The 18228-nt window shown below is 68.2% G+C and carries 26 protein-coding genes; 23 read left to right on the top strand and 3 right to left on the bottom strand.

The window, feature by feature from the left end; genetic code table 11:
• Nucleotides 1-2: 2 nt before the first annotated feature.
• The 14 genes from rplN (at nt 3) to C3E78_RS14790 (ending at nt 7458) form a co-directional block, all read left to right on the top strand.
• Nucleotides 3-371: a 50S ribosomal protein L14 gene (gene rplN / locus C3E78_RS14855; protein WP_056209423.1), complete on the top strand. Its 369-nt coding sequence runs from the start codon at nt 3-5 to the stop codon at nt 369-371.
• 1 nt (nt 372) lies between these two features.
• A complete protein-coding gene (gene rplX, locus C3E78_RS14850; protein WP_108579708.1) occupies nt 373-735 on the top strand; it encodes a 50S ribosomal protein L24 in 363 nt (120 codons plus the stop codon).
• A 2-nt stretch (nt 736-737) separates the two neighbouring features.
• Nucleotides 738-1298, top strand: coding sequence for a 50S ribosomal protein L5 (rplE, locus tag C3E78_RS14845; protein WP_108579706.1), 561 nt, complete (start codon nt 738-740; stop codon nt 1296-1298).
• Nucleotide 1299: 1 nt separating this feature from the next.
• Nucleotides 1300-1485: a type Z 30S ribosomal protein S14 gene (locus C3E78_RS14840; RefSeq protein WP_056209415.1), complete on the top strand. Its 186-nt coding sequence runs from the start codon at nt 1300-1302 to the stop codon at nt 1483-1485.
• A 79-nt stretch (nt 1486-1564) separates the two neighbouring features.
• A complete protein-coding gene (gene rpsH, locus C3E78_RS14835; protein WP_108579704.1) occupies nt 1565-1972 on the top strand; it encodes a 30S ribosomal protein S8 in 408 nt (135 codons plus the stop codon).
• Nucleotides 1973-1986: 14 nt separating this feature from the next.
• On the top strand, nt 1987-2529 hold the full coding sequence (gene rplF / locus C3E78_RS14830; protein WP_108579702.1) for a 50S ribosomal protein L6: 543 nt from the start codon (nt 1987-1989) through the stop codon (nt 2527-2529).
• Nucleotides 2530-2532: 3 nt separating this feature from the next.
• Nucleotides 2533-2916: a 50S ribosomal protein L18 gene (rplR, locus tag C3E78_RS14825; RefSeq protein WP_108579700.1), complete on the top strand. Its 384-nt coding sequence runs from the start codon at nt 2533-2535 to the stop codon at nt 2914-2916.
• Nucleotides 2917-2959: 43 nt separating this feature from the next.
• Entirely contained in the window at nt 2960-3574 is a 615-nt protein-coding gene (gene rpsE, locus C3E78_RS14820) for a 30S ribosomal protein S5 (protein WP_108579699.1), read from the top strand.
• A complete protein-coding gene (rpmD, locus tag C3E78_RS14815) occupies nt 3574-3756 on the top strand; it encodes a 50S ribosomal protein L30 (RefSeq protein ID WP_108579698.1) in 183 nt (60 codons plus the stop codon). Before rpsE ends, rpmD begins: the two co-directional genes overlap by 1 nt.
• Before the next feature lie 2 nt (nt 3757-3758).
• The gene (gene rplO, locus C3E78_RS14810) at nt 3759-4202 is read left to right on the top strand and encodes a 50S ribosomal protein L15 (protein ID WP_108579696.1); all 444 of its coding nucleotides are present in this window, start codon (nt 3759-3761) and stop codon (nt 4200-4202) included.
• Between the two features lie 123 nt (nt 4203-4325).
• Complete coding sequence (secY, locus tag C3E78_RS14805; RefSeq protein WP_108579694.1) at nt 4326-5630, top strand: preprotein translocase subunit SecY; 1305 nt, start codon at nt 4326-4328, stop codon at nt 5628-5630.
• Nucleotides 5630-6193 (top strand): adenylate kinase, encoded by a 564-nt coding sequence (locus C3E78_RS14800; RefSeq protein WP_108579692.1) that lies wholly within the window; start codon nt 5630-5632, stop codon nt 6191-6193. Before secY ends, C3E78_RS14800 begins: the two co-directional genes overlap by 1 nt.
• A gap of 16 nt (nt 6194-6209) precedes the next feature.
• Nucleotides 6210-7022, top strand: a complete 813-nt coding sequence (map, locus tag C3E78_RS14795) for a type I methionyl aminopeptidase (protein ID WP_199906838.1) — start codon at nt 6210-6212, stop codon at nt 7020-7022.
• Between the two features lie 4 nt (nt 7023-7026).
• Nucleotides 7027-7458, top strand: a complete 432-nt coding sequence (locus tag C3E78_RS14790; protein WP_108579690.1) for a hypothetical protein — start codon at nt 7027-7029, stop codon at nt 7456-7458.
• On the opposite strand, the gene C3E78_RS14785 is transcribed toward C3E78_RS14790, so the two are convergent.
• Together C3E78_RS14785 and ddaH are read right to left on the bottom strand one after the other, a co-directional pair.
• On the bottom strand, nt 7459-9597 hold the full coding sequence (locus C3E78_RS14785; protein ID WP_135804825.1) for a CHAP domain-containing protein: 2139 nt from the start codon (nt 9595-9597) through the stop codon (nt 7459-7461).
• Between the two features lie 78 nt (nt 9598-9675).
• Nucleotides 9676-10539: a dimethylargininase gene (gene ddaH, locus C3E78_RS14780; RefSeq protein WP_235833641.1), complete on the bottom strand. Its 864-nt coding sequence runs from the start codon at nt 10537-10539 to the stop codon at nt 9676-9678.
• Between the two features lie 156 nt (nt 10540-10695).
• Between ddaH and C3E78_RS14775 the strand changes: the two genes are divergently transcribed.
• From C3E78_RS14775 to C3E78_RS14735, 9 genes are all read left to right on the top strand, one after another.
• Entirely contained in the window at nt 10696-11163 is a 468-nt protein-coding gene (locus C3E78_RS14775; protein ID WP_108579686.1) for an Lrp/AsnC family transcriptional regulator, read from the top strand.
• A 184-nt stretch (nt 11164-11347) separates the two neighbouring features.
• The gene (infA, locus tag C3E78_RS14770; protein ID WP_007078610.1) at nt 11348-11569 is read left to right on the top strand and encodes a translation initiation factor IF-1; all 222 of its coding nucleotides are present in this window, start codon (nt 11348-11350) and stop codon (nt 11567-11569) included.
• Between the two features lie 54 nt (nt 11570-11623).
• On the top strand, nt 11624-11737 hold the full coding sequence (rpmJ, locus tag C3E78_RS14765) for a 50S ribosomal protein L36 (protein ID WP_008361054.1): 114 nt from the start codon (nt 11624-11626) through the stop codon (nt 11735-11737).
• Nucleotides 11738-11933: 196 nt separating this feature from the next.
• Nucleotides 11934-12302, top strand: a complete 369-nt coding sequence (gene rpsM / locus C3E78_RS14760; protein WP_108579684.1) for a 30S ribosomal protein S13 — start codon at nt 11934-11936, stop codon at nt 12300-12302.
• A gap of 6 nt (nt 12303-12308) precedes the next feature.
• Complete coding sequence (rpsK, locus tag C3E78_RS14755; protein WP_108579682.1) at nt 12309-12704, top strand: 30S ribosomal protein S11; 396 nt, start codon at nt 12309-12311, stop codon at nt 12702-12704.
• Between the two features lie 32 nt (nt 12705-12736).
• Nucleotides 12737-13345 (top strand): 30S ribosomal protein S4, encoded by a 609-nt coding sequence (gene rpsD / locus C3E78_RS14750; RefSeq protein ID WP_108579680.1) that lies wholly within the window; start codon nt 12737-12739, stop codon nt 13343-13345.
• A gap of 73 nt (nt 13346-13418) precedes the next feature.
• Nucleotides 13419-14429: a DNA-directed RNA polymerase subunit alpha gene (locus C3E78_RS14745; protein ID WP_108579678.1), complete on the top strand. Its 1011-nt coding sequence runs from the start codon at nt 13419-13421 to the stop codon at nt 14427-14429.
• Between the two features lie 66 nt (nt 14430-14495).
• Nucleotides 14496-15065, top strand: a complete 570-nt coding sequence (rplQ, locus tag C3E78_RS14740) for a 50S ribosomal protein L17 (protein ID WP_108579677.1) — start codon at nt 14496-14498, stop codon at nt 15063-15065.
• Between the two features lie 184 nt (nt 15066-15249).
• Nucleotides 15250-17640: a S8 family serine peptidase gene (locus C3E78_RS14735; protein ID WP_135804824.1), complete on the top strand. Its 2391-nt coding sequence runs from the start codon at nt 15250-15252 to the stop codon at nt 17638-17640.
• On the opposite strand, the gene C3E78_RS14730 is transcribed toward C3E78_RS14735, so the two are convergent.
• The gene (locus tag C3E78_RS14730) at nt 17637-18221 is read right to left on the bottom strand and encodes a class I SAM-dependent methyltransferase (protein ID WP_108579673.1); all 585 of its coding nucleotides are present in this window, start codon (nt 18219-18221) and stop codon (nt 17637-17639) included. The two genes, C3E78_RS14735 and C3E78_RS14730, sit on opposite strands and share 4 nt — an antisense overlap.
• Nucleotides 18222-18228: the final 7 nt, after the last annotated feature.

Below are 18228 nucleotides of genomic sequence, written 5' to 3'. Positions count from 1 at the left end.
AGATGATTCAACAGGAGTCTCGACTCAAGGTCGCCGACAACACCGGTGCGAAGGAAATCCTCTGCATCCGTGTCCTCGGTGGCTCAGGCCGGCGCTATGCAGGCATCGGCGACACGATCGTCGCCACTGTCAAGGACGCGATCCCCGGCGGAAACGTCAAGAAGGGTGACGTCGTCAAGGCTGTCGTCGTGCGCACCGTCAAGGAGCGCCGTCGTCCCGATGGCTCGTACATCAAGTTCGACGAGAACGCAGCCGTCATCCTCAAGGCGGACGGAGACCCGCGCGGAACGCGCATCTTCGGCCCCGTCGGCCGTGAGCTTCGCGACAAGAAGTTCATGCGCATCATCTCTCTCGCACCGGAGGTGCTCTGACATGGCCCGCAAAGGCACCGTCAGCATTCGCAAGGGTGACCAGGTCAAGGTCATCGCTGGCAAGGACAAGGGCGTCACTGGCGCCGTCATCGAGGTGATCGCGGAGCACGAGCGCGTGATCGTCGAGGGCGTCAACCGCATCAAGCGCCACACCAAGCCGACGCAGGCCGGTGGCGCAGGATCCGGTGGCATCATCACCAGCGAAGCCCCCATCCACATCTCGAACGTCATGCTGCTCGCTGACAAGGAGCCGACCCGCGTCGGCTACCGCCGCGACGACGTCACCAAGACGCGTCCCGACGGATCCACGTACAGCGCCCAGCGCAGCGTTCGCATCGCCAAGAAGACCGGAAAGGAGATCTGAGAATGAGCGAGACACAGACGGCCCCCCGTCTCAAGACGCGCTACCGCGAGGAGATCCTTCCGGCTCTGCGCGAGCAGTTCGACTACGACAACGTCATGCAGGTTCCCGGCCTCACCAAGATCGTCGTCAACATGGGCGTCGGCGAGGCCGCCCGCGACGGCAAGCTGATCGAGGGCGCCATCCGCGACCTCACGGCCATCACGGGTCAGAAGCCGCAGGTCACCAAGGCCCGCAAGTCCATCGCGCAGTTCAAGCTGCGTGAGGGCATGCCGATCGGCACGCACGTCACGCTGCGTGGCGACCGCATGTGGGAGTTCCTCGATCGTCTGCTGACGCTCGCGCTGCCCCGCATCCGCGACTTCCGTGGTCTGAGCCCCAAGCAGTTCGACGGCCGCGGCAACTACACGTTCGGTCTGACCGAGCAGGTCATGTTCCACGAGATCGACCAGGACAAGATCGACCGCTCGCGCGGCATGGACATCACGGTCGTCACGACGGCGACCAACGACGACGAGGGGCGCGCGCTGCTCAAGCTGCTCGGCTTCCCCTACAAGGAGAACTGACATGGCGAAGACTGGACTCAAGGTCAAGGCCGCTCGCAAGCCGAAGTTCGCGGTCCGCGGTTACACCCGCTGCCAGCGTTGTGGTCGTCCGCGCTCGGTGTACAAGAAGTTCGGCCTCTGCCGCATCTGCCTTCGCGAGATGGCACACCGCGGTGAGCTGCCGGGCATCACCAAGAGCTCCTGGTAACCACCCACCTTTTTGACAGTCGAAGGTCCTCTCGCACCACGCGGCAGGAAACCACGGCAGGAATGGAAAACACACACTCATGACAATGACCGATCCGATCGCAGACATGCTCACGCGTGTCCGCAACGGCAATCAGGCTTACCACGACAGCGTGTCGATGCCCTACTCCAAGCTGAAGGCCGGCGTCGCCGAGATCCTGAAGCAGGAGGGCTACATCACGTCGATCGACGTCGCCGAGCCCAAGGAGGGCGAGGTCGGCAAGACGCTGACCATCACCCTGAAGTACGGCCCGCACCGCGAGCGCTCGATCGCCGGCATCCGGCGCATCAGCAAGCCGGGTCTGCGCGTCTACGCCAAGTCCACGGGCCTGCCCAAGGTCCTCGGCGGACTGGGCGTCGCGATCATCTCGACCAGCCAGGGTCTGCTCACGGACCGCCAGGCCAACCAGAAGGGCGTAGGCGGAGAAGTCCTCGCCTACGTCTGGTGAGAGAGGTCCGACACATGTCACGCATTGGCAAGATTCCCGTCACGGTTCCCTCGGGCGTCGAGGTCACCATCGAGGGCCAGGACGTTCGCGTCAAGGGTCCGAAGGGCGAGCTCACGCACACCGTCGCCGAGCCGATCACGGTCCGCAAGGACGATGACGGCACGCTCGCGATCGAGCGTCCGAACGACGAGCGCAAGAGCAAGGCGCTCCACGGCCTCTCCCGCACCCTGATCAGCAACATGGTCATCGGTGTCACCGAGGGCTACGAGAAGAAGCTCGAGATCGTCGGCGTCGGTTACCGCGTCGCGGCCAAGGGCCCGACTGACCTCGAGTTCGCGCTCGGCTTCAGCCACCCGGTGCCCGTCAAGGCTCCCGAGGGCATCACGTTCTCGGTCGAGTCGCCCACCAAGTTCGCCGTCCACGGCATCGACAAGCAGGCCGTCGGTGAGGTCGCAGCGAACATCCGCAAGATCCGCAAGCCCGAGCCCTACAAGGGCAAGGGTGTGCGCTATGCCGGCGAACACGTCCGCCGCAAGGTCGGAAAGGCTGGTAAGTAGCCCATGGCTATCTCGATCAGGCACAACAAGAGCACCAAGGGTCGTACCGCGTCGCGTCTGCGCCGCCAGATCCGTGGTCGCAAGAAGATCCAGGGCTCGGCAGAGCGTCCGCGCCTGGTCATCACGCGCTCGAGCAAGCACATGGTTGCCCAGGTCGTCGACGACCTCGAGGGACACACCCTCGCGTCTGCGTCGACGATGGAGGCCGACCTGCGCTCCTCGAGCGACGACAAGACGGCCAAGGCCAAGCGCGTCGGCGAGCTCGTGGCCGACCGCGCCAAGGCTGCTGGTGTCGAGTCGGTCGTCTTCGACCGCGCCGGCAACAAGTACGCCGGTCGCGTCGCGGCACTGGCCGATGGCGCCCGCGAGGGTGGGCTGGAGTTCTGATGACCATCAACACTGAATTTCTCTCAAACGTGAGGAGTGCCGCATGAGCGGGCAGCAGCGCCGCGGAGGCGGAGGCGGACGCGGTCGTAACGACCGGGGCGCCGAGAAGTCGCAGTACATCGAGAAGGTCGTCACGATCAACCGTGTCGCCAAGGTCGTCAAGGGCGGTCGTCGCTTCAGCTTCACCGCTCTGGTGATCGTCGGCGACGGCGACGGCCAGGTCGGCATCGGCTACGGCAAGGCGAAGGAAGTCCCGACCGCGATCGCGAAGGGCGTCGAAGAGGCCAAGAAGTCCTTCTTCCGCGTCCCGCGCATCCAGGGCACCATCCCGCACCCGGTGCAGGGCGAGAAGGCGGCTGGCGTCGTCTTCCTGCGTCCCGCATCGCCCGGTACCGGCGTCATCGCCGGTGGCCCGGTGCGCGCGGTGCTCGAGGCGGCCGGCGTCCACGACGTCCTGTCGAAGTCGCTCGGCTCGTCCAACGCGATCAACATCGTGCACGCCACGGTTGCGGCCCTGCGCATGCTCGAGTCGCCCGAGGCCGTCGCACAGCGTCGCGGTCTGACGGTCGAGGAGGTCGCTCCGGCGGCGCTCCTGCGGGCCGGTCGCGAGGGCATCGCCGAGGCCAAGGCCAAGGCTGACGCCGGGGCAGGTGTCTGATGGCCAAGCTCCAGGTGACCCAGACCAAGTCCGGCATCGGACGCAAGCAGAACCAGCGCGACACGCTGCGCTCGCTCGGTCTGAAGAAGATCGGCGACGTGGTCGTCGTTGAGGATCGTCCCGAGATCCGCGGCATGGCGACGTCCATCCCGCACCTCGTCGACGTCAAGGAGGTGGACTGATCATGGCGCTCAAGCTGCATCACCTGCGCCCGGCCCCCGGGGCCAAGACCGCGAAGACCCGTGTGGGTCGCGGTGAGGGCTCGAAGGGCAAGACCGCCGGTCGTGGAACCAAGGGCACCGCTGCCCGCTACCAGGTTCCCGTCGGCTTCGAGGGTGGACAGGTTCCCATCCACATGCGCCTGCCGAAGCTGAAGGGGTTCAAGAACCCGTTCCGCGAGGAGTACCAGGTCGTCAACCTGGATCGCATCCAGGAGCTCTACCCCGAGGGTGGTGACATCGACGTCGCGTCGCTGGTCGCCAACGGAGCGGTCCGCAAGGGTCGTCCCGTCAAGGTCCTCGGTCAGGGCGACATCAACGTCAAGGTCCAGGTCACGGCGGACAAGTTCTCCGCCTCGGCCAAGACCAAGATCGAAGCAGCAGGCGGCAGCGTCACCATTCTTGGCTGACGTGTCCGGGGCAGGGCGAGAGCCCTGCCCCGGCTGTTTTGCTGGCTGTTAGAGTCAGCACGCGGGCGAGAGCCCGTTTTTGTCCGTTCACATCGATCACTCCAGTGCACGAGGAGGACCGCGGTGCTCAGCGCCTTCGTCCACGCATTTCGAACGCCCGACCTGCGGAAGAAGATCCTCTTCGTCCTGTTCGTCATCGTCCTGTTCCGTCTCGGCTCCACGATGCCGGCTCCCGGCATCAACGTCGGCAACGTGCAGGACTCCGTGGAGGCCGCCTCGTCGGGCGACAACAGCAGCCTCTTCGCGCTCATCAACGTCTTCTCCGGCGGCGCGCTGCTCCAGCTGACCGTGTTCGCGCTCGGCATCATGCCGTACATCACCGCGAGCATCATCCTGCAGCTGCTCGTCGTGGTGATCCCACGTCTGGAGGCCCTCAAGAAGGAGGGCCAGTCCGGGCAGACGAAGATCACCCAGTACACCCGCTACCTCACGCTGGGCCTGGCGATCCTGCAGGCGACCGGCATCGTGGCGCTCGCCCGCAGCGGCAACCTGTTCGGCGGGTCCGAGACCGGGCCGCTGCTGTACAACCCCGACAGCATCTGGTCGTTCCTGCTGATCGTGCTGACGATGGTCGCGGGCACCGCGGTCATCATGTGGCTCGGCGAGCTCATCACCGACCGCGGCGTCGGCAACGGCATGTCGATCCTCATCTTCACGCAGGTCGTGGCGACCTTCCCCGGCGCGATGTGGCAGATCAAGGAGACCAAGGGCTGGACGACGTTCACCCTCGTGGTCCTGATCGGCCTGCTGATCGTCGCGGGCGTGATCTTCATCGAGCAGGCTCAGCGCCGCATCCCGGTGCAGTACGCCAAGCGCATGGTGGGACGCCGCATGTTCGGCGGCTCCTCGACGTACATCCCGCTCAAGGTCAACCAGGCCGGCATCATCCCGGTCATCTTCGCCTCGAGCCTGATGTACCTGCCGGCGCTGATGGCCCAGTTCAACTCGGGCGCCTCCTGGGCGACGTGGATCAACGACAACTTCGTCCGCGGCGACCACCCGCTCTACATGGCCACCTTCTTCCTGCTGATCGTGTTCTTCACGTACTTCTACGTGTCGATCACGTTCAACCCCGAGGAGGTCGCCGACAACATGCGCAAGTACGGCGGCTTCATCCCGGGCATCCGCGCGGGACGGCCGACGCAGGACTACCTCGCGTACGTCCTCAGCCGCATCACGGCCCCCGGAGCCCTCTACCTCGGCCTGATCGCGCTCATCCCGATGATCGCCATCGCGGCCATCGGTGCCAGCCAGAACTTCCCGTTCGGCGGCACGACTCTGCTGATCATCGTCGGCGTGGGCCTGGACACGGTCAAGCAGATCGAGAGCCAGCTGCAGCAGCGCAACTACGAAGGGTTCCTCAAGTAATGCGCCTCCTCATCATGGGCCCGCCGGGCGCGGGCAAGGGTACGCAGGCCGTGAGCCTGGCCGAGCGCATCGGTGGGGCGCACATCTCGACCGGGGACATCTTCCGGGCCAACATCCAGCAGCAGACCGAGCTGGGCAGGACCGCGCAGCGGTACTCCGACGCGGGCGAGTACGTCCCGGACGAGGTCACCAACGCGATGGTCAAGGACCGGCTGGCGCAGGACGACGCCCGCGAGGGATTCATCCTCGACGGCTACCCGCGCACGGTCGGCCAGGTGCACACCCTCGACGAGATCCTCGAGGAGCTGGGTGCGTCGCTCGACGGCGTCATCGAGCTCGTGGTCGATCCCGAGGAGCTCATCCAGCGCCTGCTGAAGCGTGCCGAGACGAGCGGACGGGTCGACGACACCGAGGACGTCATCCGGCACCGTCAGGAGGTCTACACCTCCGAGACGGCGCCGCTGCTCGAGGTCTACGGCTCTCGTGGGCTGCTCATCCAGGTCGACGGCGTGGGTGACGTGGACGAGGTGTCCCGCCGCATCGCCGACGCCCTCCCGTCCTAGGAGCGCGCACCCGCTGATGTTCGATCGCGGCATCGAGATCAAGACCCCCGCCCAGATCCAGACGATGCGGGCGGCCGGTCTGGTCGTCGGTGAGACGCTCGAGCTGCTGAGGTCGGCCGCGGTGGCCGGCGTCACCACCGGTGATCTCGACGCCCTCGCCCACGATCACATCCGCTCGCGCGGGGCGACGTCGAACTTTTTGGGATACCACGGGTTCACGGGCGTCATCTGCACCTCGGTCAACGACGAGGTCGTGCACGGCATCCCGGGGTCCCGGGTGCTGCGCGACGGCGACATCATCTCGATCGACTGCGGTGCGATCGTCGACGGCTGGCACGGCGACGCCGCCACGACCGTCGCGATCGGCGAGGTGCCCGACGAGGTCCTCGAGCTCATGCGGGTCACCGAGGAGTCGATGTGGCGGGGGATCGCCGCCGCGCGTCTGGGCGGCCGGGTCTCGGACATCAGCCACGCGATCGAGACGACGATCGACGCGGCGGGGGACTACGGCATCGTCGAGGGCTACACGGGCCACGGCATCGGCTCGGAGATGCACCAGGCGCCGGACGTGCACAACTACGGCAAGCCGCGCCGGGGGCCGAAGCTCGTCAAGGGACTGGCGCTGGCCGTCGAGCCGATGGTGACGCTCGGGGGCGCGAACACCCGCACGCTCGCCGACGACTGGACGGTCGTCACGACCGACGGCTCGTGGGCGGCGCACTACGAGAACACGTTCACCCTCACCGACACGGGTGCCTGGGTGCTGACCGCGCTCGACGGCGGCAAGGCGCGCCTGGCCGAGCTCGGCGTCCCCTATGGGGGAGACTGAGGCGATGAGACGCCTCCTCGCAGTCGCCGCCCTCGTGCTCGTGGCCGCCTGCGGGTCCGGCGGCTCCTCGGATCCCGAGACGCCCGCCACCTCCGCCCGGTCGGCCACCCCCACCACCGGGGGACCACGGACGCCGCCCACGGGCCCGGCCGCCGCGGTCGACGCGATGATGCGAGCGCTCGACGCCGGTGACTGCCGGGGGATGCGCAAGGTCGTCGTGACGCCGTCGGCGGTCGACTGCGAGGTCGTCCGCTCGGCCAAGGACTCGTTCGCCGACGAGGGGATCGACCTCGATGACGTCGTCTACGAGGCCGGCCCGGTCAACGGGAGCAGCTCGACGGTCACCATCACGTGGGGCAACGGCACCCCGGACGAGTCGTACGACGTCGAGAAGAGCGGCGGGCGGTGGCGGGTCGTCTTCGACTCGGCCGCCTGATCAGCGGATCGTCACGCTGCGGGAGTAGGTCGCCGAGGCGACCTTCGACGCCCCGCCGTACGTGAACCGGTACGCCTGGGCGCCCGCAGGCTGTCCCGTCAGCTTCACGGCGGCCCGGCCCTTGACGACCTTGACGGTCCTGGTCCGCGACGAGCCGTAGTGGACCGTGACGCTGCCTGACGGCGCGGAGACCCCGGAGGCCTTGACGCGCACCGCGAAGGTCACCTTGCCCCGGCCCGGTCGTGAGGCGCCGGCCTTCAGGGTCGACGTGGCCTTCGCCTTGGCGCTCGTCGCGGTCGTGAGCGTCCGGGCGGAGTAGCCGGCGGCGGTGAAGGTCACCTTCACGGACAGCCGGTGACCCAGGTCGTTGGCGGTGACCCGGCGCGACCGAGCGGTCACGCCGGACAGGGTCTTGCCATCGCGGAGCCACTGGTACCGGAGCGAGGCGCCCGCGGGGGTGTGGGTTCCCGGGGAGACGGTCAGCGTCGTGCCACGACGTGTGGTGCCGACGACCTTGGGCGCGACGGACACGGCGATCGTGCCCGTGGCGACGGCCGTGGTGTTGACCGAGGAGTAGGCCGCGCTGGTGTAGCCGGTCTGCGTGGCCGTCACCCGGACGCGGATCTTGAGCCCCCGCTCACGGTGCGTGGGCGTGAACGTGCGCGCCGTCGCCCCGGGGATCACCTTCCCTGCGGCGTACCAGCGGTAGGCGAACGCTGCGGGCGAGGACCAGGTGCCCGGGCCGGCGGTCAACCTGGACCCGACGCGGGGCGTGCCGCTGACGGTCGGGCGCGAACGCATCGCCAGGACGCCGCGACCCACCTTCGTGGTCGCGCCCGACACGGCCGCCGCCTCGGTGTAGCCGTCGCGGCGGGCCGTGACCCGGACGGTCACCGTCTTGTCGAGGTCGCCCGCGCGGGGGACGTACGTGGAACCTGTCGCACCGGGGACGAGGGCGTCGCCGACGAGCCACTGGTACGCGTAGGTCAGGCCACTTCGCGACCAGCCGCCCGGCGACGCGGTGAGCGGCGTGCCGACCTGCGGGGTCCCCGACACGACCGGCTTCGTCGTGGAGCTCAGCGTGCCGTGTGCCACCGGCCCGGTCGCCGCCGACAGGACGGCAGCGGGACGCGCGTAGCCGGCCCGGACGGCGGTGACGGACACCGTGATCGCGCGATCGAGCTGCGCGGCGCCGGGGACGAAGCTGGCAGAGGTCGCCTTGGGGATCGCGACTCCGTCGGCGAACCACTGGTACTGGTAGGACGACCCGGCGGGGGACCACGAGCCGCTCGACGCGATGAGCGCGGAGTCGACACGCGCGGCGCCGGTGATGACCGGGGGAGCGGAGCTGCCGAAGGTGCCGGGGGTCACGTCGCGCGCCGGCGAGACAGCCTTCGTGGTGGAGTAGCCGGGCCGGGTGGCGGTCACGGCGACCGTCAGGTCCTTGCTGACCTGGGTCGCCGTGGGGGTGAACGTCTTGGCCGTCGCGCCGCTGATCGCCTTGCCGTCGGCGAGCCACTGGTAGGCGTACGTGTTGCCCTTGGGGCTCCACACGCCGCCGGAGGCCTTGATCGACGTGCCGACCTGGGGCTCGCTCAGGATCGCGGGCTTGGACTCGTTGACGATCTTGGGAGTGGCGGTCTTGGGATCCGCGAAGTGGATGAAGCCGTCCGGCCACCCGCTGCCGGACTTGGTGATGCGGCGCCAGTCGAACGAGCCGCTCCAGTTGGACTCCGAGACGAGGATCTCGGTCGACGACACGACCTTCTCGACGTACGCGACGTGGTTGCCGGTCTTGCCCCACCAGGCGACCGACCCGACCACGGGCTTGCTGTCGGTGACCGACGACATCGCCGTGCCCCAGTCGCGCGCGTTGCCGACGCCGGACTTCGGCCGCTTGTTGGGCATCCCGTTGGTCGTCACCAGGCGGTACGCGACGTAGTTGGTGCAGTTCGTGCCGGTGTACATGTTCCAGTAGCTGGTGCCCTTGTGGGACTCGTAGCCGCCGTGGGGGTAGCCCTTGCTCACGCAGGACGAGTAGCCCGTGCAGAGCACCGTGTAGGCCGCCTGGGCGGACTGCATCGGCACCAAAAGGGCGGCGAAAAGTAGCACGACGAGTGCAGACCGGGAGCGCGACACGCCGACACTCTACGTGACGGATGGGGTTCGTGGGACTCGATCAGGACTTTGGTCCCACTCAGGAGCGAGTGGTCGGGGCTAGCGGTGGAGCTCCATCGTGCAGCACTTCACGCTGCCGCCGGACTTCAGGAACTCGCCCAGGTCCACCGGCACGGGGGTGTAGCCGCGCTGCCGCAGGCTCGCGGCCAGCCCGGTCGCCTCCGCGGGCAGGACGACGTGGTGGCCGTCGCTCACGGCGTTGAGGCCCAGCACGGCGGCGTCCGCGGGCGAGCACAGGATCGCGTCGGGGAACAGCTCGCGCAGCGTGCGCTGGCTGTGCCGGCTGAACGCGCCCGGGTAGTAGGCGATGTCGGCGGGCGCGTCGCCGTTGCCGTCGTCGAGCACCGCGATGGCGACGTCCAGGTGGTAGAACCGCGGATCGACGAGCTCGAGGGACACGACCGGGCGGTCCACGGCGTCGGCTGCCTCGATGTGCGCCTGCAGGGAGGTGCGGAAGCCCGTGCCGGCCAGGATCATCGAGCCCAGCGCGAGGAAGTCGCCCTCGCCCTCGTTGGTGTGTTCCGGCTCCGTGACCTGCAGGCCCCGACCGGTCAGCCACGCGGCGTACGCCCCGCCCTCGGCGGCGCGCTCGGCGTGGCGGAACTTCGCGCCGTACGCACGATCGCCGACGACGAGCCCGCCGTTGGCCGCGAACACCATGTCGGGCTGGCCGGCGACCGGGTCGACGAGATCGACGCGGTGGCCCAGGCTGAGGTAGGTGTTGCGCAGGATCTCCCACTGCACCCGGGCGCGGTCGGCGTCCACCCGGTTGGCCGGGTCCATCCACGGGTTGATCGCGTAGGTGACCTGGAAGTGCTCGGGCGCGCACATCAGGTAGTGACGGGTGCGTGCGGACCGGATGGTCGCCGGCGCGGTGCCCGGGCGGGTGTCGAGAACGGTCAAGAGGAGGCCTCCGGGGGTGGGGTCAGGCAGCGGCTCTGCGCGATGCACTCATGCTAGGGAGCGCAGGACCACATCAACGAATCCGAAACCGCGCTTTGACCAGCGATTTGTTGCAAGGGACTCGATCTCACGGCGGAATCTTGCAACACTGGTGCGATGGACGATCTCGACCGCCAGCTCATCGGGTGCCTCCTCGAGGACGGCCGCGCCAGCTACGCCGCGATCGGGGAGCGGATCGGGCTCTCGGCCCCCGCGGTCAAGCGGCGCATGGACCGTCTGGTCGACGACGGTGTGATCAGCGGGTTCACGGCCGTGCTCGACCCGCACCAGATCGGCTGGACCACCGAGGCGTACGTCGAGGTGCACTGCAAGGGCACGATCTCGCCCGACGAGCTGCGCGCCGCCTTCGGTCGCGTCCCGGAGATCCACTCGGCGGCGACCGTCTCGGGCCCCGCGGACGCCATCTTGCACATCGTCGCCAAGGACGTGCGTGACCTCGAGCGGGCGCTGGAGCGCGTACGGGTCGAGACGGCGAACGTCGACCACACCGAGACCGCCATCGTGCTGTCACGGCTGATCGAGCGCTACGGGCCCGGGCAGACCGAGCTCGGGCCGCCCCGCTGAACCCGCCGCACGAGGAGCGGGTGGGCCTTGATTTGAGTCTGCCGCCCGCGTAGGCGTAGAATCGAGAGTCGGCCTTTTCAGGTCCCCCTTCCCATGTCTTGACCCGTCAGGTCGTGGTGCCGCTCCTGCGGCGATCCAGGGGTGCCCGGCCGATGTGACAGGACACGCAACCGAAGAAGAGGTTATGGCGAAAAAAGAAGGCGTCATCGAGATGGAAGGTGCCGTTGTCGAGGCGCTGCCCAACGCGATGTTCCGTGTTGAGCTGGCCAACGGCCACAAGGTTCTCGCGCACATCAGCGGCAAGATGCGTCAGCACTACATCCGCATCCTCCCCGAGGACCGGGTCGTGGTGGAGCTCTCGCCGTACGACCTCTCCCGCGGTCGCATCGTCTACCGCTACAAGTAACTCCGCACCACACGACATTCGTACACACGTTCAGATCCCAAAGAGAGAATCTCGATGAAGGTCAACCCGAGCGTGAAGAAGATCTGTGACAAGTGCAAGGTGATTCGTCGCCACGGCCGCGTCATGGTGATCTGCGAGAACCCCCGCCACAAGCAGCGTCAGGGTTAAGCAGTCCTCTTCACAGCACCACCGAAACATCTGATCGCTCCCGCCGCAGCACGGAACAGCGGCGGGTCACCCCCGGAAGCGTAGGCCGGGGCCCGACTCAGGATGGTTCCCACCTCGACCGAGGCAAGGGAGCATCCTGGAGGCAGTTGGGACGCATCAGGTGGCCATACCTCGCCGAATGGAAGGAAATGCCTACATGGCACGCCTCGTAGGAGTCGATCTCCCGCGCGAGAAGCGCATCGAGATCGCACTCACATATGTATTCGGGATCGGCCGCACCCGTGCGACCGAGACCCTCGCAGCAACCGGCATCAGCCCGGACAAGCGCGTCCACGAGCTCGACGACGACGACCTCGTCGCCCTGCGCGATCACATCGAAGCGAACTACCAGACCGAGGGCGATCTTCGCCGCAACGTCACGGCAGACATTCGCCGCAAGATGGAGATCGGCAGCTACCAGGGCCGCCGCCACCGTGCGCACCTGCCCGTTCGCGGCCAGCGCACCAAGACCAACGCGCGTACCCGCAAGGGCCCCAAGCGCACCGTCGCCGGAAAGAAGAAGTGATAGCGCATGCCTCCTAAGACAGCTGGCAAGAAGGTTCGCCGCAAGGAGAAGAAGAACGTCGCTCAGGGCGAGGCCCACATCAAGAGCACGTTCAACAACACCCACGTCACCATCACGGACCCCACGGGTGCCGTGATTGCCTGGGCCTCCGGCGGAACCGTCGGTTTCAAGGGCTCGCGCAAGTCGACGCCGTTCGCTGCCGGCATGGCCGCGGAGTCGGCCGGTCGTCAGGCGATGGAGCACGGGATGAAGAAGGTCGACGTCTTCGTGAAGGGCCCCGGTTCGGGCCGCGAGACGGCGATCCGGTCGCTGAGCGGAGTCGGCCTCGAGGTCGGCACCATCTCCGACGTGACCCCCAGCCCCCACAACGGCTGCCGTCCCCCCAAGCACCGTCGTCTCTGACGTCGATCTTTTCTTCCTAGGAGTAATCACCCATGGCCCGTTACACCGGACCTCTCACCAAGAAGTCGCGCCGTCTCGGCATCGACCTCGTTGGTGGTGACGCTGCATTCGAAAAGCGTCCTTACCCTCCCGGCCAGCACGGCCGCGCGCGTGTCAAGGAGTCGGAGTACCGCAACCAGCTGCTCGAGAAGCAGAAGGCGCGCTACACCTACGGCGTCCTCGAGAAGCAGTTCCGCAAGTACTACGAGCTCGCGTCGCGTCGTCCCGGCAAGACCGGTGACAACCTGCTCCAGATCCTGGAGTCGCGTCTGGACAACGTCGTCTACCGTGCCGGCTTCGCCCGCACGCGTCGTCACGCCCGTCAGCTCGTCAACCACGGTCACTTCATCGTGAACGGCGTCAAGACCGACATCCCGTCGTTCCAGGTGAGCAAGCACGACATCATCGACGTCAAGCCCAAGTCGCTGGAGACCACGCCGTTCATCGTCGCGCGTGAGACCCACGACAAGGACACCGTGCCGGCATGGCTGGACGTTGCGCCCGACCGCGGTCGCATCCTCGTCCACGCCCAGCCCGTCCGTGAGCAGATCACCGTTCCGATCCAGGAACAGCTGATCGTGGAGTTCTACTCCAAGATCTGATCCCACCCCCACGCTCTGGAGACAGAGCACTACCCGGACCTTCATATAGAGGTTGGTTCGGAAAGGAAAGAACATGCTGATCGCCCAGCGCCCCGCCCTGTCCGAAGAGGTCGTCGACGAGTTCCGTTCGCGGTTCGTCATCGAGCCCCTCGAGCCCGGCTTCGGCTACACCCTCGGCAACTCGCTGCGTCGTACGCTGCTGTCGTCGATCCCGGGTGCAGCCGTCACCTCGATCAAGATCGACGGTGTCCTGCACGAGTTCTCGACCGTCCCCGGCGTGACCGAGGACGTCACCGAGATCATCCTCAACCTGAAGGGTCTCGTGGTCTCCTCGGAGAACGACGAGCCCGTCGTCATGTACCTCCGCAAGGAGGGTGAGGGCAACGTGACCGCCGCCGACATCCAGCCCCCGGCTGGTGTCGAGGTCCACAACCCCGATCTGCACATCGCGACGCTCAACGCCAAGGGCAAGATCGAGATCGAGCTCGTCGTCGAGCGTGGCCGTGGCTACGTGTCCGCCGTCCAGAACAAGTCCGGTGACGAAGAGATCGGCCGCATGCCGGTCGACTCGATCTACTCGCCGGTCCTGAAGGTGACGTACAAGGTCGAGGCGACCCGCGTCGAGCAGCGCACCGACTTCGACAAGCTCGTCATCGACGTCGAGACCAAGAAGTCGATCCTTCCGCGCGACGCGATCGCGTCGGCCGGCTCGACCCTGGTCGAGCTGTTCGGCCTGGCGCGTGAGCTGAACGTGGAGGCCGAGGGCATCGACATCGGTCCGAGCCCGGTCGACGAGCAGCTCGCTGCCGACCTGGCCCTGCCGATCGAGGACCTCAACTTCACGGTCCGGTCCTACAACTGCCTCAAGCGCGAGGGCGTCCACACCGTGGGCGAGCTCATCACGCGCTCGGAGCAGGACCTGCTCGACATCCGCAACTTCGGTTCGAAGTCGATCGACGAGGTCAAGGCCAAGCTCAGCGAGATGGGTCTTTCGCTCAAGGACAGCCCGGCCGGTTTCGACCCGTCCGCTGCCATCGAGGCGTACGACGACGACGCCAGCTTCGCCGAGGACGAGCAGTACTAAGCGCCCAGACGGCTTCCTGCTCTCGTCCGCGTCGAAGCCGATCACACCGAAACTGGAGTAATCATCATGCCCACCCCCACGAAGGGCCCCCGCCTCGGCGGTAGCCCGGCTCACCAGCGGCTGATCCTCGCCAACCTCGCGCAGAACCTGTTCGAGCACGGCAAGATCACGACGACCGAGGCCAAGGCCCGCCGTCTGCGTCCGTACGCCGAGTCGCTCATCACCAAGGCCAAGACCGACACGGTGGCCAACCGCCGCCAGGTCGTCAAGGTCATCCGTGACAAGAGCATCCTGCACACGCTGTTCACCGAGATCGGGCCCGCCATGGCGACCCGTCCCGGCGGATACACCCGCATCACGAAGATCGCGCCGCGCAAGGGCGACAACGCCCCCATGGCTGTGATCGAGATCGTCGAGGCGAAGCAGTTCGGCGCACAGAACCAGACGCCGAAGAAGGGCGCGACGGCTCCGGCCGCCGAGCCCGAGGCTGCCGCTGCCCCGTCGGAGGACGCCCCGTCCGACGACCTCGGCACGGACGTCGACGTCGTCGAGGCGGCCCAGGACGCCCCCGAGGCGGCCGAGACCGTCGAGGCCTCGACCGACTCCGAGGCTCCGGCCGAGGACGACGCCAAGTAGCTCATCCGCAGCACCCAGGACGCCCGTCACCGCAAGGTGGCGGGCGTCCTGCGCGTGCGGGCACCCACAGGTCGGACGACCGGTCGTGTGGGCGCCGGCTGATACTTTGGAGGTTCCGCATGAAGCGTGCGTGCTTCGTGCCCTCAGAGTGGGATCACCAGCTGTGCTCAGCCTCCGCCGGACCGTGACCGTCGCCGTCGCCACCTCGCTGGCCTTCGCCGGCCTCGCGGTCGGCGCATCCGCCGAGGACGTGCCGGACCGCGCGGTGGGCTCGCCCAAGGGCGGCCCGGCCGTGAAGGCCAAGGTCCCGGACGTCGCCCGGGGGATCATCGTGGAGACGACGACCGGCGCACCGTCCGATGCGCTGCTGGAGGCCACGGACGACGCGGTCGGCGACGGGGTGGAGGTCGCGGCCGACAAGCCGCTGCTGACCAACGTCTCGACGGTGGACTTCGACGAGGTGGTCCCGGCCGACGTGGCCGAGGACGTCGCGAACGAGATCTCCGAGCGCAGCGACGTCGTCTGGGCCGTCCCCAACCGGCTGCGCCAGGTGCAGACCCAGCCGCCGGTCACCACGAACGACACGCTGTTCACGGCGCAGCACAACCTGTGGAACCGCGGTTACACCACGAACTCGAAGCTCGGCGTGCCGGCCGGCGGCGGCTACAGCATCAAGGCGCCCTCGCTCTGGCGCAAGACCCAGGGCCGGGCGACGACGGTCGTGGCCGTGATCGACACGGGGATCCTCGACCACCCGGACCTCCCCTCGTCGCAGCGCGTGCCCGGCGCCGACACGTACTCGTCCAAGGCGCTGGACAACGACGGCACCCCAGGACGCGACAACGACCCGCGCGACCCGGGGGACTGGTTCACCGAGGGGCAGTGCGACTTCCCGGGGTCGAGCAACAGCTCGTGGCACGGCACGTTCGTGGCCGGCCAGATCGCCGCCGCCACCAACAACGGCGCCGGGATCGCAGCCGTCGCGCCGAACGTCAAGGTGCAGCCGATCCGGGCGCTCGGACGGTGCGGTGGCTGGGACAGCGACATCGTCGACGCCATGAAGTGGGCCGCCGGCATCCGCGTCTCCGGACTCGCCGACAACGCCAACCCGGCGGCCGTCGCCAACCTGTCGCTGGCCGGCTCGCCGGGCACCGCGACGCAGCGCGAGGCCGAGTGCAAGGTGTTCAACGCTGCCGCGAAGCTCGGCAAGGCGCGGGGCACGCTCTACGTCGCGGCCGCCGGCAACGACGGCGGCAACGCCAACCGGGTCACCCCGGCTTCGTGCTCGGAGTTCGTCTCGGTGGGCGCGACGAGCATCAACGGCTTCAGCGCGGTCTACTCCAACGTGGGCTCGACGGTCGACCTGTCCGCACCGGGCGGCGACTCGCAGGTGGATCCCTACCGCGGCAGCGAGCGCGCCAAGGGAGACATCATCTGGTCGCTGGGCAACTCCGGCACCAGGGGCCCGGCCCAGAACGGCTACGTCGCCAACGAGGGCACGAGCATGGCCTCACCGCAGGTCGCAGGCGCAGCGGCCCTGCTGCACGGCCTCGGGCTCACGACGCCGACCCAGATGAGGGACGCGCTGTACGCGTCGGTGACGCCCTTCCGCGCGCGCTCCAGCGCATACGCCAAGAAGGCCGTCGGCGTGGACCGCTACGACATCAACTGCACCGCGCCCGGGCGGCAGTGGTGCGGACGCGGCCTCCTCGACCTGAGTCGGGTCCAGGCGCCGCTGACCGCGCCGGTGATCTCCGGCCGCGTGATCGTGGGGGAGCCGCTGCGGACCTCCGTCGGCACGTGGGTCCGGACCCCCTCCGCCCCGCGGTACACGTGGAAGGTGGCCGGGGTGGTCAAGGGGACCGCCAGCGTCTACTGGCCGACGCTCGCCGACATCGGCAAGGCCGTCACGGTGACCGTCGCGCCGTCGACGTCCGCCTTCGCGAAGCTGTCCACCACCTCGACGGCGTCGGCACCCGTCCCAGCAGGTCCCGCGGTCACCCTGCGGGGGCCGTCGGCACAGCCCCGGTACGGCCAGGCGTTCACGGTCACCGCCACGGTGGCGGGGGCGACCGGCGGCACGATCCGGCTGCTGTCGGACGCCGGTGCGACGTTCGGGACCGCCACGGTCCGGTCGAACGGCACGGCCAGCATCACGGTGCCGGCCGCCGCCGCGCGCCGGCTCAAGCCCGGCAGCACGCCGTTCCGTGCGGCGTACCTCGGTGACACGACCACCCCGCCGGCCTCCTCGCCCCGTCGCGGGATCACGGTCAAGAAGCTGTCGGCCAAGGTGTCGACGAGGCTGCGGACCAAGGTCAAGACCTCCTCGCGCGCCACCCTCAAGGTGCGGGTCATCGACCGGCCCGACGTGTTCGCCCACCCGACCGGCGAGCTGCGGGTCTACGACGGCAAGAAGCGCATCCGCATCGTCCGGCTCTCCAGCTCCGGCGGCGGCAAGAAGTCGATCCGGCTGCCGACGCTGAAGAAGGGCACCCACAAGATCAAGGTCTACTTCCGCGGCAACCCGTACATCACGTCGACGTACTCGGCGGTGCGCACGATCAAGGCACGCTAGCCGCGCGTCACTCGCAGGATCCGGAAGCCCTTCTCGCTGTCCACCCGCTCCGTGGGCCAGCCGTGCTCGCCGAGCCAGCGCTGCAGCGAGTCGGCACCGAGGTTCTTGCCGACCACGAGCCGTGCCGACCCGCCGGGGGACAGACGGGGGAGCCAGCGCAGCAGGAGCTCGTGCAGCGCCTGCTTGCCGATCCGGATCGGTGGGTTCGACCAGATCTCGTCGAAGGTCAGGTCCGGCGGGACGTCGTCGGGCAGGCGAGCGTGCACCGTGACGCCGAGCCGCTCGGCGTTGAGGCGGGTCAGCTCCAGGGCGCGCGCGTTGACGTCGACCGCCCACACCTCGGCGGCCGTGCGGGCCAGTGAGCAGGCGATGGGCCCCCAGCCGCAGCCCAGGTCGAGCATGGTGCCGCCGTCGGGAGGCGTGCTGTGACGCAGCAGCACGGCCGTGGCCTTGTCGAGCCCGTCCTGGGAGAAGACCCCGGACGCGGTCGTGAACGTGACGTCCTGGCCCCACACGTGGGTCGTGACGTCGTGGCGACGGTCGTCGCTGGTGGGCGTTCCCTCGAAGTAGTGCTCTGGCACCGTCCCA

It is taken from the genome of Aeromicrobium chenweiae (assembly GCF_003065605.1).
In the GTDB taxonomy this organism is placed as follows: Bacteria; Actinomycetota; Actinomycetes; order Propionibacteriales; family Nocardioidaceae; genus Aeromicrobium; species Aeromicrobium chenweiae.
The sequence above is the reverse complement of the archived record's forward strand: the minus strand, read 5'-3'. Positions and strand labels throughout refer to the sequence as shown.